The following is a 14,701-nucleotide window of genomic DNA, read 5'->3' as shown; positions in this document are numbered from 1 at the left end:
TTAATTGGGTTTTTTGTTGAACAAATAATACTAGATGCTAACTATCTTATCAGACATGGAGTAAAAGGATGAAGGTCGGTGAATTTAAAAGGCTAATTGATGAATTAGAAAAAAAAATTCTACTGGAAAAAAACGCGGATAAATTCATTAAATTTGTCGCCCGTCTCAAAGAAATCGTTGAAATATATGATGAGGAAAAGGATGTTTCATCTGAGATGATGGTTTCTGTGCAAAAAATTATTCATGAATTTTGGAGTCGGAGTGCTCATTATTTATCTCATGAGCAATGGCAGAATGATGTTCTTGTTACTCCTTGGCTTGCGTTTCAAAAGCAATTGGTTAAAGCAGGTTTGTTAGAGAGAGATTGTCATCATCCTCTTTTATTTCAAGAATTAAAAAATCGCTATGACAGCGCGCCAGATAATGAATTAAAAAGTACTGAGCTTCTCGCTTTGTTGACTTCTGCGAGCCGTATGTCAGGTTATGCACGGCTGGATGAGCTTGATAATAATTATCCATTGTTACGTTTGAATGAGAGTTTTTCTGCAAAACGGACACAAGAAACTCAAAAATTAAAAGACATACTCTTTTTACTGCAAGCCAGTTTTTATTTGCTTTATAAATATTGTACCGTGGCACAACTCCATTTAGTTCCTTATCTGATTCATTTTCGTCAGTACACTACTGACGAGGAGCGACGTTCTGAGCTCGCAATTTTTAAAACGCTCACTGAAAAAATAACAGATTGTCTTAATTTTTTTCATGATCAAGAAGATTATGTAGATACTCGATCCTTAAAAATGGTTGATGCTTTATCGCAGGTTGCTCATTTAATTCCCAATCGTCGTGCGGATTTTTTGCAGATGACTCACGAGTGCCGATGGATTTATCCTTTTATTCAGAAAAGTAGAATAGATTCAATTAAGAGTGATGATGTTTTAGTGGATGAGACACTTCGGTTGTTAGAGCTTGATTTTGATACCCAAAAGGATAAATCTTACACAGCCGCTTTAGACTTTACCGCGGCAGCTCAAAAACAGATGCGTAGTCTAACCAGCAGAGAAGCAAAACTGGTTCATACGGCGATTACTCTATTTTCTTTAGAGAAATATATAAAGCAGCGGCAAGAGGATACTCGTTTCAAACATTCTTTTTTGTCCCTTTCTGGGAAGACAAAATGTCAGGCAGCAGAAAAATGGAAAAACTCTATTCGTGGTATGCCTGTGCGTATAGGTTTTTTTGAAAAGATGGCTTTAAACCAAGGACGCTTGAAAGAACTCATTGAATCATTAGATGAACAAAAGATGGGATTAAGGAGTTCATCAGATTTTAAATAGTATTGAGGGGGATAAATTTGCTTTTCTTTATAGCGTAACATATATTTACTATAGCCTTATGGATTTGAATGACGATACGAAAAAGGAGTTCTTATGAGAGTTATTAGTAAGATTTCGCTTGCAAGTTTAGTGGGGATCTTGGCAGTCTCAACGAGTGTATATTCTGATGCACCTGACATTTCAGGATCATACCAATGTACCTATCATGATCCGTTTTCTACCCCTAATGATGGAACAGAAACTATAGTTTTCAAAAAAAATGGAGATGTATACAAAATTTCAGGAATTCCCACGGGTAACGTATTTCCATATTATATTGGCAAGGGAGTAATCAATAAAAATGTAAACAATGCTATTGGATATATATTCTGGCAACCTAAATCCCCAACTGTTACTACAGTTCAAATTTTTAATATTAAACCTGATGGCACTTTAGATGGTTATTTTTCAGAAAGTAACAAAGATAAAGGGGGCACCGAGACGTGCACTAAAGCCAAGTAATGAAGATGCTCATATAGATAAGATATGAAAAAAGGAATTTATTATGAAAACTGTAATGAAGAGTGTTTATTTAGTTACCGCATTATCGCTATCCACCCTAACAACCTATGCAGATACTACAACAAGCACTCCGGCTAATACTAATACATCAACCAATAGTGGTAGCTCTCCAACAAATACAAGTAATACCGCAGCTCCTAATGCTGAAGGGGATTATCAATGTCAGCGAGCAGATCCTTCCAATAACACCAGCACTTCTACGCTCTCAGTAACGAAAGGAAATGACACATATACTTTTGAATGGGATGATAGTAAGGGGGATCCTATTCTTTATGGTACAGGAGTTATGGTAGGAAGTTTACCTAACGCTATTTCAGTCGCATTTTGGGATCCTAAAAAACCTGATGCAATTGGAATCGAAGTGTTTGAGTTAAAGTCAGATGGTTCATTGCAAGGTAATTGGACATTACAATCAGACAACAAGCTCGGCTCCGAAACCTGTACTAAGAGCAAATAAATAACTTAAGAAGTAATGTTTTTAGCCCAAAGAGGTTCATCAAGAGTCCATAATTTGGGCTCTTGCTCTGTTTCTAAGTAGGAACTTCATAATAAATGCTTTAGTAGTTTATTCTGCATACTTTAGAAATTAAGTAGGAGGGTTCTTGTTGTTTTGAATATGAAAAAAAACTATTTGAATTTTGAAATGATGAGGTTATTTTAGTGCTAAGCGCTAAATCGTGATTCTTTTGTGAATTATTTGGTTTAAAATAAGACTTCATGGTTTCTAGCCATTGTCGTAAAAAAGATGAGGAAAAAACGTAAATAATTCCAGCGCTTAGTGAGCTCATTCCCAATAGAGCACGATGTTCAGAAGGAAGTGAAGGAAGTTTAATCGGGGACAAAAAAATGCACGTGCTAAAGAGAAGCATCACATACTTATAGGCATTTAATCCAAGTTGAGCTCCTTGTAAACATTTTGGTGTTCTGCGAGTTATTTGTGATAATGCGGTCCTTTCCTTTTCTTGTTCTTCAAGCTTAGAGTTAAGATAAATTGAGAGAGTAGTGTATTCATCTAAAAATGACTCTTTATGACATGAATAAAGAACCAAGTATTCACTTAACTGAGTGATTGAATGAGTCAGAAGAACGATTTCTTTTTCCAATAAAGTTAATTCAACTTTTTTTTGAGTAATTAATAAATCTTGTTGTAAGTTCATTTCTTCATCAATACGCATTGCTAAGGTTGCGAAAAAATAAACACCACAAAAACTTGTAATTAATAGGAGCATGGAAGGTGAGCATGTCACTAAAACGAGTGATCCTATATAAGGGTTTATTCCATCAATCAGACCCGATAAAATCGACGCTAATAAAGAGCATGCTTTAAATGCATTAGATTGCTTTGCTATTTTTCTACGCAGGCTATCAATTTGCTGTGGCGATAAGGTGTTTAATTTTTTAAGATCTGCAAGCAATTGTGCATTTACTTCTAACATCTCATGATACTGATCCGATTTGTAACGTATCCAAATACGATTTAATACAGATAAACCACCTATAAAAAGCCCAATTGGGATAATTAAGTGTCTTATGTCTTGAAACTCAAGAATATAAATTAAGTTTAGAGTACTGCTTGTTCCACGTAACGCGTTACGTAAGCTTTTCAGCGAGTCGCGGACGTAAGGCCAAAGTATAATGACTATTCTAAAAGGCTTTTTATCTTCTGCAATGGCATAGTGTGTGATTAAAGAGGCGCTAATTGCGCTAAAAATAATGAGAGTAGCTGTTGATGCGCCTATTGGTGACTTTATCCATTCTTGCATTGCCTTGGTGGCTAAATCATTATTGGCTAGAACTATGTCAAAACTGTATTTGATCATACTCATAGAAAGTTTGCCATTATCTATGCCAAGATACAGAGCATAAAGATAAGTCCATTGATGCGAATTTTTGGTGGTTTTTTTAGGAGCAGAAAATGATGGCATTTATAACCAATATGACTGGCTAAGTGTTCTTGAACTATACCTATGCACCAATTTAAGGTCAATAAAAAAATCATTTTGAGTTTTTAATTATTTTATTGTTTGTTAATTGATCTGTTTATAGTTGGTTTTTCATTTTATAGTAAATAATAGCGAGTGGTTCTCTAAGAAAGTGTCGGGAAAAATACCCGTTTTTTTGCCAACAAATACTTTGTATCGCTGGAGAACTAGAAAACTGAAGCCCTATTTTTTGCGCTACAAGAATTGCTCTAGGTAAATGAAAAGGTTCAGTAACCAAAAGAACGGTATTAAATTGTTTTGCTGTTATTATTTTTTTAGAAAATAAAAGGTTTTCGTACGTAGACGTCGATGCAGATTCAAGCAGAATGTCTTCTTCTAAAACGCCTAAATAAAGGGCAATTTCTTTCATTATTTGTGCTTCATTCGTTCCATTTTTGGTTTCCCCTCCTGAAAAAAGAAGTTTAGGAGCATAGTTTGTTTTATATAAATCAACGGCATGTTGCACCCGAGCTACAAGACAAGGATTGTATTTATCGCCTTGATAAGTTTTTGTACCAAGAACCAAAATGACATCTGCATACTTTTTTTCGTCTTTTTCCGCGTTTCTTATAATATATAAGGCTAGAGAAAAATAAATACCCGCAGATAGAATAAGAAAAAAAATACATACTTGCATAAAATTTTTCATCAAGATCTCTAATAATTTATTATAATAGGAGCTATTGGCCTATACATCCAGGCTAAGAAGCAAGCAACTGAGAATAACTAACATATCCGAGGGTGTGTAGACAATTCATCCTCCCCGCCTACGTGCCGAGACTTGTTTGCGGCATTCAGAAGGTCTTAATCAGGGGCAAATTTCTTCATATAGCTCATACCATTCTGGATTTAGACCCTTTATCAAATTTAACTTCCACTGTCGGCACCAGTTTTTGAAACGTTTTTCATATCGGGCAGCTTCTACATAGTATTCACAGTGTACTTAGCTGTAAATCCTCGAAATAGGTTATTTTTATGCTCCCAGACTCATTTAATTAAATCTGATGTTGAACTAGTGTATAGTGTACCATTTCGCTTGCTTGCTATAATAGACATAAAATGACTTCATTTTTCTTCCTTGTTTTGCGCAGAGCATTGGACTCAAGACCATGATATCACCTAAATTGCACTAATTACATGGGTGGCCAAATATAGGAACAGGCCCTTGCAAGCATTGATGCATACTTATCGTATCTTATGGCAATAGCTCGAAAATGTTTAAGACGCACAAATACGTTTTCAGCCAGATGACGAGTATTACCTGTTTTAGAGTTCTTTTTGCGAGGAAGTACATGATTTTTATACAATCTGTTTTCGAATTTCCTCACATAGCCTTTATCTGCAAGGGTATAATGAGCTTTAGGGAGTTTTTCAAGGAGATCTGGATCTACTTTAGCATGATCCATTTCCTGGATGCCGCGAAAAAGTCGCGGCACGTAGGCGAGGAGGATGAATTGTCTACACCACTCATTAATTAGTAATGATGATGATATTGTGAATATGGAGTTCTGTTTGGCACTACAATATAATTTCCAGGGGGTGACCAGCGGTGAACGTTTCTCCTGGGGTTTGAGTGGTGACGGTGATGATGAGAGAAAAATTTAAATCGTGGATGATGGCGATGAAAATGATGATCAGCAAGCGCTGAAGTGGAAAAAAACGCCGCAGCGCTTATGATTCCCAGCAGCAATATTCTTTTTATAATCATTTCTTATACCTCTTAGATTGTTATCCGATGGCCAGTCTAAATAATGAATGTAACAGAATTATAACAAGGTGCTTTTAAATTGTAACAAGGATGTTACAAAGTAAGTTTGAAGTCCAGGTTTATTGAAATAAGTTATTTTAAATGTACATGGGAAGAATAAGGGTAAAAATGAAGAGTTTCTGGCAGGGCACATTTTATTTGTTACGAGGTATGCGTCATCTTTTTACCAAAGGATTAAAACGTTTTATTATATTACCTTTAATATTAAATTTTTTAATGTTTGCTGGATTATTTTATTTAATCTCTCATTATTTACTTCCATACTCCTATCATTATCTGAATCAATTGCCATCTTGGCTAAGTTTTCTAAGTACTTTATTTTTTATAATTTTTATCCTTGGTTTTTTCTTAATGTTTCTATCTCTGTTTACGGTGGGGTTTAATGTAATAGCAGCTCCTTTAAACGGCTTATTGGCTGAGAAAACACAAAAACTCCTTTATGAAAGTTCTATTCCAAGTATACCCTTTTATAAAATGGTTCTTCGCAGCTTACAACGCCAAATGGAATTTCTTCGCTACTTTCTTCCTCGATTTTTGGGAGTCGGTATTTTATTTTTTATTCCTTTATTACAGCCGATTTATCCATTGGTATGGTTTATTTTTAATGCTTGGATGTTGAGTATTCAATACCAGGATTTTGCGATGGATAATAATTTAGTGGGTTTTAAAGAAATGCGGCAGGAGGTTGCTCTTAATAAAATGCGTTCATTAGGACTAGGAAGTTCTATTAATCTGGCTAGTCTTATACCCGTCATTAACATTCTAGTCATGCCTGCTGCAGTAATTGCAAGTACTATTCTTTACTGTGAAACACGGACCTTATCTCTTAAAATTAGGAGCATTGAGACAAGCTCCAGTTCTTAGGGCAGTTCGATATAAAACAATTAGCGTTTTTTTATATCGAACTCACCTCATTTAGTACGCTTGGACAACAACTTTTCCCATTGCCTTTCCTGACTCTAGTAAAGCATGAGCTTTATCAACATTTTCAAAATAAAAAAGATGTGGATCGATAAGTGGTTTCAAATAACCATCATCTACAAGGCTGGCAGCTTGTTTTAATATCATTCCATGACGTTCCCGTTGTAGATTACAAAGTAAAGGTAATAACATAAAAACAGCATGGAGGCTGGCGGATTTTGCATGCAAGGGTGAAAGATCATAGGTGGCAGCAGCTTGAATGCTGATAACATGGCCATATAGAGAAACTGCAGCTAATGATTGGTTAAGATTATCTCCCCCCACAGTATCAAATACCACATCAAAGCCTGCCCCATGCGTTAATCGAGCTACATAGTCATGGACTGATTCATCTCGGTAATTAATTGCTTCTTTTGCTCCAAGTGATTTCGCAATTTCTGCTTTATCTTGAGAGGATACAGTGGTGTATACTTCAGCACCAGCCCATTTTGCTAATTGAATTGCAATGTGACCCACACCACCAATCCCAGCATGGATTAATACTTTTTGTCCTGGTTTTATGTTTATTTTTTCAAACAATGCTTCCCAGGCGGTAATAGTCACTAGGGGTAATGCAGCGGCTTCTACCATGCTCAGTGTCTTAGGCTTTTTCGCAATTAATCGTGCATCTGCAAGCATGTATTCAGCTAATGCACCGCTTTCTTCTTTAAATCCTCCGGCGCATCCATAAACTTCATCACCTACTGAAAATTCGGTGACGTTAGCTCCAACTTCTTCAATAATTCCAGCTACATCACTATGCAAAATCGCAGGAAATGGTGGAGCGATTTGATTATATTTTCCAGAACGTACCTTGCAATCAACAGGATTAACACTAGTTGCTTCAATACGAATTAAAACATATCCTGGTTTAATTGTCGGTTTGGGAAGTTCAATTGTTTCAAAAACGGAATAATCACCAAAGGATGATATCGCTTGTGCTTTCATAGTGTTCTCCTTACTCAATGTACAAGACATCGAAGCATTTTAAAAAATTCATTGAATAAATTCCAGTAGAGTTAAAGATTATCACTTGTTTCTTTATAGAGTAAAATGTTTTATAGGCCTCGAATTAAGGAAGAACAATGTGGCGTATGAAATTAGCTGAGAAAATAGGTATAAAATTTCCAATTATCCAAGCCCCCATGGCCGGTGGTGCGACTACCCCAGAGCTAGTTGCCGAAGTGAGTAATGGCGGTGGTTTAGGTTCGTTGGGAGCAGGATATATGTCGCCGACGGAGATTAGATCAGCGATAAAAAAAATTCGTGAACTAACGGATAAACCTTTCGCAGTGAATCTGTTTATTCCGGAATACACCCAAACCACCTCCAATCAAATGCAGAGGGCATGTCGTGATATTCAACAATCGTGTATCGAGCTCGATGTGGAAATTAAATCAGTTGCAGAGCCCTATGCCCCATCTTTTTCAGAACAAATAAAAGTGCTTATCGAAGAAAAGATTCCTGTTTTTAGTTATGCCTTCGGTTTATTGGATTTAGGATGGATTTCACAATTTAAAAAGAACCATACATTTTTAATGGGTACTGCTACGAATGTCAAAGAAGCTTATGAGCTTCAACGAAGTGGCATTGACGCCCTTGTTGCCCAAGGAAGTGAAGCTGGTGGACATCGAGGTACTTTTTTAGGTAAGGCAGAAGATTCATTAATTGGTTTATTCAGTTTATTGCCTCAATTAGTGGATAAACTAAAAATTCCTATTATTGCGGCGGGCGGCATTATGGATGGCAGGGGAATTATTGCTGCTACAGACTTAGGTGCGGAAGGAGTACAAATGGGCACGGCATTTCTTACATGCTCTGAAGCCGGAATACCTGAGGGATATAAAAATACTCTATTAAACCAGTGTCAAGACAATACAGTATTAACCCGTGCTTTTTCGGGGAAATTAGCGCGAGGAATACGTAATAAATTTATTGAACGCATGGATGAAAAGAAAACGAATATTCTTAACTATCCTATTCAAAATGCCCTAACGACAACGATGCGAAAAAAAGCAAAGGAAGAACAAAACATTGATTTTATGTCCATGTGGTCTGGGCAATCAGCACCATTATGCAGAAAGCTCCGTGCGAGTGAATTAATAAAGACATTGATCATTGAGGTAGAATCCCTGAAATTAAATCATTAGTGAGGGAGTCTTAATAATATGAATGTTTATTATAATCCCCGGCTTACCAGACCGGGGTATGACTTAGGTTCTATAGAGACATACTATTCTCATTCTCTTCTTCCTCGTTTGTTTCATTAAAAAAACCAAACTGTGACATAGGTTCATAAGTGCTTTCTCTAAAGCTATGATCAAAAAATCCCATTCTTTGAGTAGTTGCCGATACGGATGGTTGTTCGGTTTGATATGTGGATGTGAACGAATGAGTGTGTGAAGAGCTAGGCTTATTTTGTAAGTATTCTATTTGTTGCGCCAGGCTTTGAATAATTTGCAGGTCGCTTTCTTTGGGTAATTTGATTGCATTAAGAGTTTTAATTGCCTGTTGATAGGCGGTAATCGCATTCGAAATTTGTTTATTTTGAATCTGGGATTTGGCTAAATTTAAAAACTGCATTGCCATTCCGCGATAAGCGCTATCACTGGGAGTTTCATTTAATGAAATCGGACTAAAAGTTGGTTGTTCTGCGGACAAAGACAATTGAGATAACATATTTTCAAGACTGCGATCAAATTGCTGTATTTCACTAAGAGATATGCTTTCAAATTGATTGAAAAGAGTTTGTTCTTCATGCCTTGCAACTTGTCTTTCACCCAGCAAATGTTCATGATTCATAAATTTAGCAGATTTTAAGTATGATTTTGTGGATAATTTTTTTTCATAATAAGCATGAAACTCTTTGAAATGAGTCACCGGATCACCAATTCTGTGTTCTTCAACTGTTTTATACTGAATTAATCCAAATGCTTTTATTGCATTAGTCATTGCCTCATCTCCAGCAACTTGATTCATCATTTCATAACAAGCATCAGCTAAATCAATATATAATTCAGTTAAGTTTCGATAAGAATCATCATCTAATGAAGTTTGTACGAGTTGGTTGATTGCTGCTACATAACACTCACCCGCATTTGCATAATCTTTTGAATTAAAATAAATAGTGGCTAGATCATGGTAAGCACTAACAATGGCTTTAATATCTGCAACGCTTTTATTGGAAATTTGTAAAAATAAATTAATTCCATTTTGGTACTCGACAATTGCTTCTTTTTGGGAAAAATATCGTTCTAGATTTTTAGCATTGGCGATTTTTTGCTTGGCACTTTTTCTCTTTTCTTCATCCATCATAAACTCCTTGAGCCATTAACTATTTATTCGAGAGAATAAAGTAACATATACGCCAAAAAAAAAACAATGCTCTATTGCTTGTTTTATGACTTGATTCAAAAAGACAGTTATTTATTTCTCTGCACTAATTAATGTAGTTAATTCGCGCAAGGCTATGAAGAATATAGTATAGTCAATGCTAGGACTGTCTAATAGCATTTCCAATAATTGTTCCCAGCGTTGTCGAATGAAACTGTTTTTGGTAAACCAGTAGGAAATCAATTCTTCAGCATTAAGTTTCTTTTGATCATGCATTAAAATGACAATGGTTAATCGACGTTGGAGGTTATCTAATTCATCACGCAAGGATAAACGCGCAAGATTATTCCAATGACCTTCACGAGAGTCATTTCCTATTTGATCACGAAACCAAACTAAACTAAATTTACTGCCAATTTCAAAGTAAACTTCTGCAGTTTTTCTTAAATTGAATTTATTTTGTGTCGCAACCTCTGTAACGTTGAGCAATGTATACATTGCACGAGTGGTAGCAATTTTTCGCGCTGCTTCTTCTGGTAAACCGATACCTAAAAATTGAGTTACCATTTTATCGAGATATTCTCGAGTAACTCCAGCCATTAGATCAGGGATTAATCGTTCAAGTTGACTTATTGATTGACTGTAGTGGTCTATATTGCGAGCTATTTCACCTTCAAGACGTCTATGATGTAAGAACCAGCGAGTGGCTAAATTCATTAACTGTCTGACATGGTGAAGCAATTCATATTGGGTTTGTACGGGTAACTTGTAATTAAGTGAATCCACTAAGCGATGTAAATGATCGACTTGATAGGCTTTGGCGGCAATAGTATAAGCACGAGCAATATCTGCTATTGATTGACCTGTTTCGATGTGTAAACGGTACATAAATGTGATGCCTACAGTATTTACAATTTGATTGCTTAGTTGTGTTGCAATAATTTCGCGGCGTAATCGGTGTTTTGCCATTGGTTCTGCATAATTTTTTTTAAGTAATGAAGGAAATCCAGTTTCAAGGATAGTCGTAAAATAGGGATCATCAGGTAAATTAGATTTTAATAATTCACTTGTAATATAAATTTTTGTATACGCCATAATAATAGATAGTTCTGGGCGTGTTAATCCTTGTCCAGATGCTTTACGTTCTAACAGTCGTTTATCATCAGGAAGAAACTCAACATTTCTATCTAAATTCACTACTCCTTCTAGTTCTTTAAGGTATGTTTGATATAAACCACTATAAGATACGGTATTTATTGCGGAAAAACTTAAGACCAGTGCTTGATTATAATTGTCCTGCAAAACGAGCTGAGCGACTTCTTCAGTCATTTTAGTAAGAAGTTGATTGCGTTTTTTTTCGGTGAGTTTCCCTTGATTCATCTCTTTATTGAGTAGAATTTTAATATTGACCTCATGGTCAGAACAGCTGACTCCCGCTGAATTATCGATGGAATCAGTATTAATTAAGCCGCCATTAAGAGCAAACTCCACTCTTCCTAGTTGAGTAAAACCAAGGTTTCCTCCTTCACCTGCAATTTTGCAACGTAATTCATTTCCATTAACGCGACAAAATTCATTGGTTTTATCTCCTACATCAGCATGCGATTCGCTTGATGCTTTAACATAAGTACCAATACCGCCATTGAATAATAAATCAACCGGTGCTTTTAATATGGCTCGAATCAATTCATTAGGCGTGAGTGAATCATCTGTAATTGCAAGAGCTTTTTTTACTTCAGGAGTAATCGCTATCGATTTGACGGTTCGTTTGTAAATACCACCACCTTTTGAAAGAAGCTTTGGATTGTAATCTTCCCATGAAGAAGTCGGTAATTGAAACAAACGCAAACGCTCTTCAAAGGATTGAAGTGCATTTGGAGTAGGGTCAAGAAAAATATGACGATGATCAAAGGCCGCAATTAAAAGACAATGATTGGTATACGTTAGCCCATTACCAAATACATCGCCACTCATATCCCCAACACCTACCACAGTAAAATCTTGTTGTTGGATGTTGATATCCAATTCACGAAAATGTCGTTTGATTGATTCCCATGCACCACGAGCAGTAATACCTATTTTTTTATGATCATATCCTGCAGATCCTCCGGAGGCAAAAGCGTCCCCAAGCCAGAAGTCGTACTCTTTGGCAATTCCATTGGCAATGTCAGAAAATGTTGCAGTTCCCTTATCTGCAGCAACTACAAGATAAGGATCTGCATCATCATAACAGACGGTATTTGGGGGAGGGACAACACGATCGTCAATAAGATTGTCGGTAAGATCAAGTAAACCTCGAATAAAAGATTGATAACAATAAATTACTTCGTGTTTTATTTGTTCGCGGTCAAGTAACATCAATGGTTTTTTTAAGACAAAACCACCTTTTGCTCCTGAAGGTACAATTACTGCATTTTTTACTTTTTGAGCTTTCATTAGTCCTAGAACTTCAGTACGAAAATCTTCAGGACGATCCGACCAACGAATACCACCACGAGCTACTTTGGCGCTACGTAAATGAATGCCCTCAAAACGTGCGGAATAGACAAAAATTTCATAAATAGGTTGCCCTGGAGGTAAATCTGGGACTTTTGTTGAGTCAAGTTTAAAGGATAAGTATTCTTTGGGTTCTCCTTCAGCATTAGGCTGAAAATAATTCGTACGTAAAGTGGCTTTTATTAAGGACCAGAAATAGCGAATAATATGATCTTCATCTAGGCTGCTGATTGCATCAATATCCGTTTGAATTTCATGTTCCAGGGCAATCTTTTCTTTTTGAATGGCGACATTTTGTTTCAAACTAAATTTTAAATAAAAAAGTTGAATGAGTTTTTTGGCAATTAGAGCATAGGTATCCACCGTTTTTTCAATATATTGCTTACTAAAACGAAATCCAGTTTGTTGCATGTATTTTGCATAAGCGCGAATAATAATAATCTCACGCCAAGATAATCCTGCTCCTAAAATCAGTTTATTGAAGCCGTCATTTTCACAAACACCTGTACTAATTTTTATCAAGGCTTCATTAAAAATGGTTTTCACTTTATCGAGGGTAAGTAAATTAGCCCGAGTATAGGTGACATTAAAATCACTAATCCAAATCACTTCATTTTGATCAACCTCTATTCTATAAGGTCGTTCCGTATAAGTGCGCAGCCCCATGTTTTCAAGAATGGGTAAAATATCAGATAAAGGTATAGGGCTACCATAGCGATAGAGCATAATATGTAAAGGGAATTCGGTACGTGGTGATTCTACAAAATCAATCGTTAATGGATTTTGCAACGACAATGAATCAATTTGTAAGAGATCTCTTAATGTTTCATCAGCAGAATGTTGCTCACAGTAACTCAGCGGTAAAATAGGGCAGTATTTTTCCGCAAATTTCTTTCCTTTTTTAGTGCCTAGTTTGTTTATAACCTGTTGATATAACTGTTTTTTCCATGAGTTTTCCATTTTTAAATTCCAGGTAATGTATTATTTATTAATTAGGTATAATTATAGGTCATACAAATAAATTGCAAACAAAAGTAACCTATAGAATTTAATGTTTCTCATTTCGTTGTGTGATTTGAAGTAATATTTTATTGCTTCTATTTTAAAACATTCATTTTAAAAACTTAGCTTTCTTAAGACCAACATCTAATAACGGATGTTGATCGATTCATGGGGTGTATTTGAAGTTAAAGGAGGTGAAGATGGAGTAAAGAGTGAGTAACGCATAATTTGTTCCATGTATTGATGATACCCTTGAGATTCCATAATATTTTTTTGAAAGCTGCGGAGATTTTTTAGTTTTAACTGGCATCCTTGATCCAATAAGGTATTGAATTGCAAGTCTTCAATACTAGGATATAACCCTCCTAATTCCGACCATAATTTTTGGGTCGCCTCCGTTTTTATTGCAGGCCAGATAGTCAGTAAATTGTTTTTTTCAAGAAGAGAAAATAACTGGACTAATATTTCATATTCTTTAATTGTTCGGGGGTGAGTAAAGGACTCTAGGTAGTTCATTGCCACTTGCTCAATAATTTTGTCTCTACGGGTAGAAACAGCCAGTGCTAATGCGTTCTCAAAAGAAATAAATTCTTTAGCTTGAGGTTCATAAACAAGCACTTCTCCTTTTTCAAACTCATAGAGCCATCCATGTAGATTCAGCTCTCCACGAGCCAACTTTTCGGCTACAATAGGATACGATTTTAAATGTTCTAGCTGAGTTAAAATGTTGAGCTTGGTTGCTTGACGAACGTTGAAAGCAAAGCTACTGCTATGAGACGGGGTTGCCTCATTCATTTGTTTTAAAACGGAATGCGAATGTTGTAACCATGAACTTACTTCAGGGAGATGATCTTTTAAATCTGGAGTTAATAGTCCTTTCATGGCACCACAGTGCGAATGACCACAAATAATAATGTCTTTAATGCTATCTAGCTCATTTAAAGCAAATACAATACCTGCTGCTTCACTAGAAGGTACATTGGAAGGGGGAATAATATTACCTACGTTGCGAATGACAAATAATTCTCCAGGCTTTGTTTGGGTTAAAAGACTTGGCATAAGGCGTGAGTCAGAGCAAGTAATGAATAAAATTTCGGGGTTTTGTCCCACACTTAAATGCTCAAAAATTCCCTGCATTTGTTTAAATGATTCGCCTTGAAACTGGCGTACTCCAAGCATTAATTTAATTAACATGAGTGCTCCCTTTCATGCGGTGTTTCTTTAATATTTTTGGGTCATCACAAATTATAGGTACAAATTAA

The 14,701-nt window shown here is 35.9% G+C and carries 11 protein-coding genes and 1 pseudogene; 5 read left to right on the top strand and 7 right to left on the bottom strand.

The window, feature by feature from the left end; translation table 11 throughout:
• Window positions 1–68: 68 nt before the first annotated feature.
• The 3 genes from DYH34_RS13680 (at window position 69) to DYH34_RS13670 (ending at window position 2,355) form a co-directional block, all read left to right on the top strand.
• Window positions 69–1,337 carry a hypothetical protein gene (locus DYH34_RS13680; protein ID WP_058464510.1) on the top strand — a complete coding sequence of 423 codons (1,269 nt, stop codon included), beginning with the start codon at window positions 69–71 and terminating at the stop codon, window positions 1,335–1,337.
• 93 nt (window positions 1,338–1,430) lie between these two features.
• The gene (locus DYH34_RS13675) at window positions 1,431–1,838 is read left to right on the top strand and encodes a hypothetical protein (RefSeq protein WP_058464511.1); all 408 of its coding nucleotides are present in this window, start codon (window positions 1,431–1,433) and stop codon (window positions 1,836–1,838) included.
• Window positions 1,839–1,881: 43 nt separating this feature from the next.
• On the top strand, window positions 1,882–2,355 hold the full coding sequence (locus DYH34_RS13670) for a hypothetical protein (protein WP_058464512.1): 474 nt from the start codon (window positions 1,882–1,884) through the stop codon (window positions 2,353–2,355).
• Window positions 2,356–2,455: 100 nt separating this feature from the next.
• Here the strand turns inward: DYH34_RS13670 and DYH34_RS13665 are convergent, their stop codons facing one another.
• The 3 genes and pseudogenes from DYH34_RS13665 to DYH34_RS18760 form a co-directional block, all read right to left on the bottom strand.
• Entirely contained in the window at window positions 2,456–3,823 is a 1,368-nt protein-coding gene (locus DYH34_RS13665) for a hypothetical protein (protein WP_238589474.1), read from the bottom strand.
• A 115-nt stretch (window positions 3,824–3,938) separates the two neighbouring features.
• Window positions 3,939–4,529, bottom strand: a complete 591-nt coding sequence (locus DYH34_RS13660; RefSeq protein ID WP_058464513.1) for a YdcF family protein — start codon at window positions 4,527–4,529, stop codon at window positions 3,939–3,941.
• A gap of 484 nt (window positions 4,530–5,013) precedes the next feature.
• Window positions 5,014–5,277, bottom strand: a pseudogene (locus DYH34_RS18760) (IS5/IS1182 family transposase); the annotation flags it as partial.
• Between the two features lie 479 nt (window positions 5,278–5,756).
• On the opposite strand from DYH34_RS18760, the gene cysZ reads away from it, so the two are divergent.
• Complete coding sequence (gene cysZ / locus DYH34_RS13640; protein ID WP_058464515.1) at window positions 5,757–6,512, top strand: sulfate transporter CysZ; 756 nt, start codon at window positions 5,757–5,759, stop codon at window positions 6,510–6,512.
• A gap of 51 nt (window positions 6,513–6,563) precedes the next feature.
• Here cysZ and DYH34_RS13635 read toward each other — a convergent pair whose 3' ends face one another.
• On the bottom strand, window positions 6,564–7,556 hold the full coding sequence (locus DYH34_RS13635) for a zinc-dependent alcohol dehydrogenase family protein (RefSeq protein ID WP_058464516.1): 993 nt from the start codon (window positions 7,554–7,556) through the stop codon (window positions 6,564–6,566).
• Window positions 7,557–7,693: 137 nt separating this feature from the next.
• On the opposite strand from DYH34_RS13635, the gene DYH34_RS13630 reads away from it, so the two are divergent.
• A complete protein-coding gene (locus tag DYH34_RS13630) occupies window positions 7,694–8,758 on the top strand; it encodes an NAD(P)H-dependent flavin oxidoreductase (RefSeq protein ID WP_058464517.1) in 1,065 nt (354 codons plus the stop codon).
• A 70-nt stretch (window positions 8,759–8,828) separates the two neighbouring features.
• Here DYH34_RS13630 and DYH34_RS13625 read toward each other — a convergent pair whose 3' ends face one another.
• From DYH34_RS13625 to DYH34_RS13615, 3 genes are all read right to left on the bottom strand, one after another.
• Entirely contained in the window at window positions 8,829–9,920 is a 1,092-nt protein-coding gene (locus DYH34_RS13625; protein WP_058464518.1) for a hypothetical protein, read from the bottom strand.
• 114 nt (window positions 9,921–10,034) lie between these two features.
• Window positions 10,035–13,397: an NAD-glutamate dehydrogenase gene (locus DYH34_RS13620; RefSeq protein ID WP_058464519.1), complete on the bottom strand. Its 3,363-nt coding sequence runs from the start codon at window positions 13,395–13,397 to the stop codon at window positions 10,035–10,037.
• 186 nt (window positions 13,398–13,583) lie between these two features.
• Window positions 13,584–14,633 carry a carbonic anhydrase gene (locus DYH34_RS13615; RefSeq protein ID WP_058464520.1) on the bottom strand — a complete coding sequence of 350 codons (1,050 nt, stop codon included), beginning with the start codon at window positions 14,631–14,633 and terminating at the stop codon, window positions 13,584–13,586.
• Window positions 14,634–14,701: the final 68 nt, after the last annotated feature.

This window comes from Legionella cincinnatiensis (genome assembly GCF_900452415.1).
GTDB lineage: Bacteria > Pseudomonadota > Gammaproteobacteria > Legionellales > Legionellaceae > Legionella > Legionella cincinnatiensis.
The sequence above is the reverse complement of the archived record's forward strand: the minus strand, read 5'-3'. Positions and strand labels throughout refer to the sequence as shown.

Bases quoted from the DNA above. Each gene is read 5' to 3' on its own strand.
- DYH34_RS13680 (WP_058464510.1), top strand. From the start codon at position 69: ATGAAGGTCGGTGAATTTAAAAGGCTAATTGATGAATTAGAAAAAAAA.
- DYH34_RS13675 (WP_058464511.1), top strand. From the start codon at position 1,431: ATGAGAGTTATTAGTAAGATTTCGCTTGCAAGTTTAGTGGGGATCTTG.
- DYH34_RS13670 (WP_058464512.1), top strand. From the start codon at position 1,882: ATGAAAACTGTAATGAAGAGTGTTTATTTAGTTACCGCATTATCGCTA.
- DYH34_RS13665 (WP_238589474.1), bottom strand. From the start codon at position 3,823: ATGCCATCATTTTCTGCTCCTAAAAAAACCACCAAAAATTCGCATCAA.
- DYH34_RS13660 (WP_058464513.1), bottom strand. From the start codon at position 4,529: ATGAAAAATTTTATGCAAGTATGTATTTTTTTTCTTATTCTATCTGCG.
- cysZ (WP_058464515.1), top strand. From the start codon at position 5,757: ATGAAGAGTTTCTGGCAGGGCACATTTTATTTGTTACGAGGTATGCGT.
- DYH34_RS13635 (WP_058464516.1), bottom strand. From the start codon at position 7,556: ATGAAAGCACAAGCGATATCATCCTTTGGTGATTATTCCGTTTTTGAA.
- DYH34_RS13630 (WP_058464517.1), top strand. From the start codon at position 7,694: ATGTGGCGTATGAAATTAGCTGAGAAAATAGGTATAAAATTTCCAATT.
- DYH34_RS13625 (WP_058464518.1), bottom strand. From the start codon at position 9,920: ATGGATGAAGAAAAGAGAAAAAGTGCCAAGCAAAAAATCGCCAATGCT.
- DYH34_RS13620 (WP_058464519.1), bottom strand. From the start codon at position 13,397: ATGGAAAACTCATGGAAAAAACAGTTATATCAACAGGTTATAAACAAA.
- DYH34_RS13615 (WP_058464520.1), bottom strand. From the start codon at position 14,633: ATGTTAATTAAATTAATGCTTGGAGTACGCCAGTTTCAAGGCGAATCA.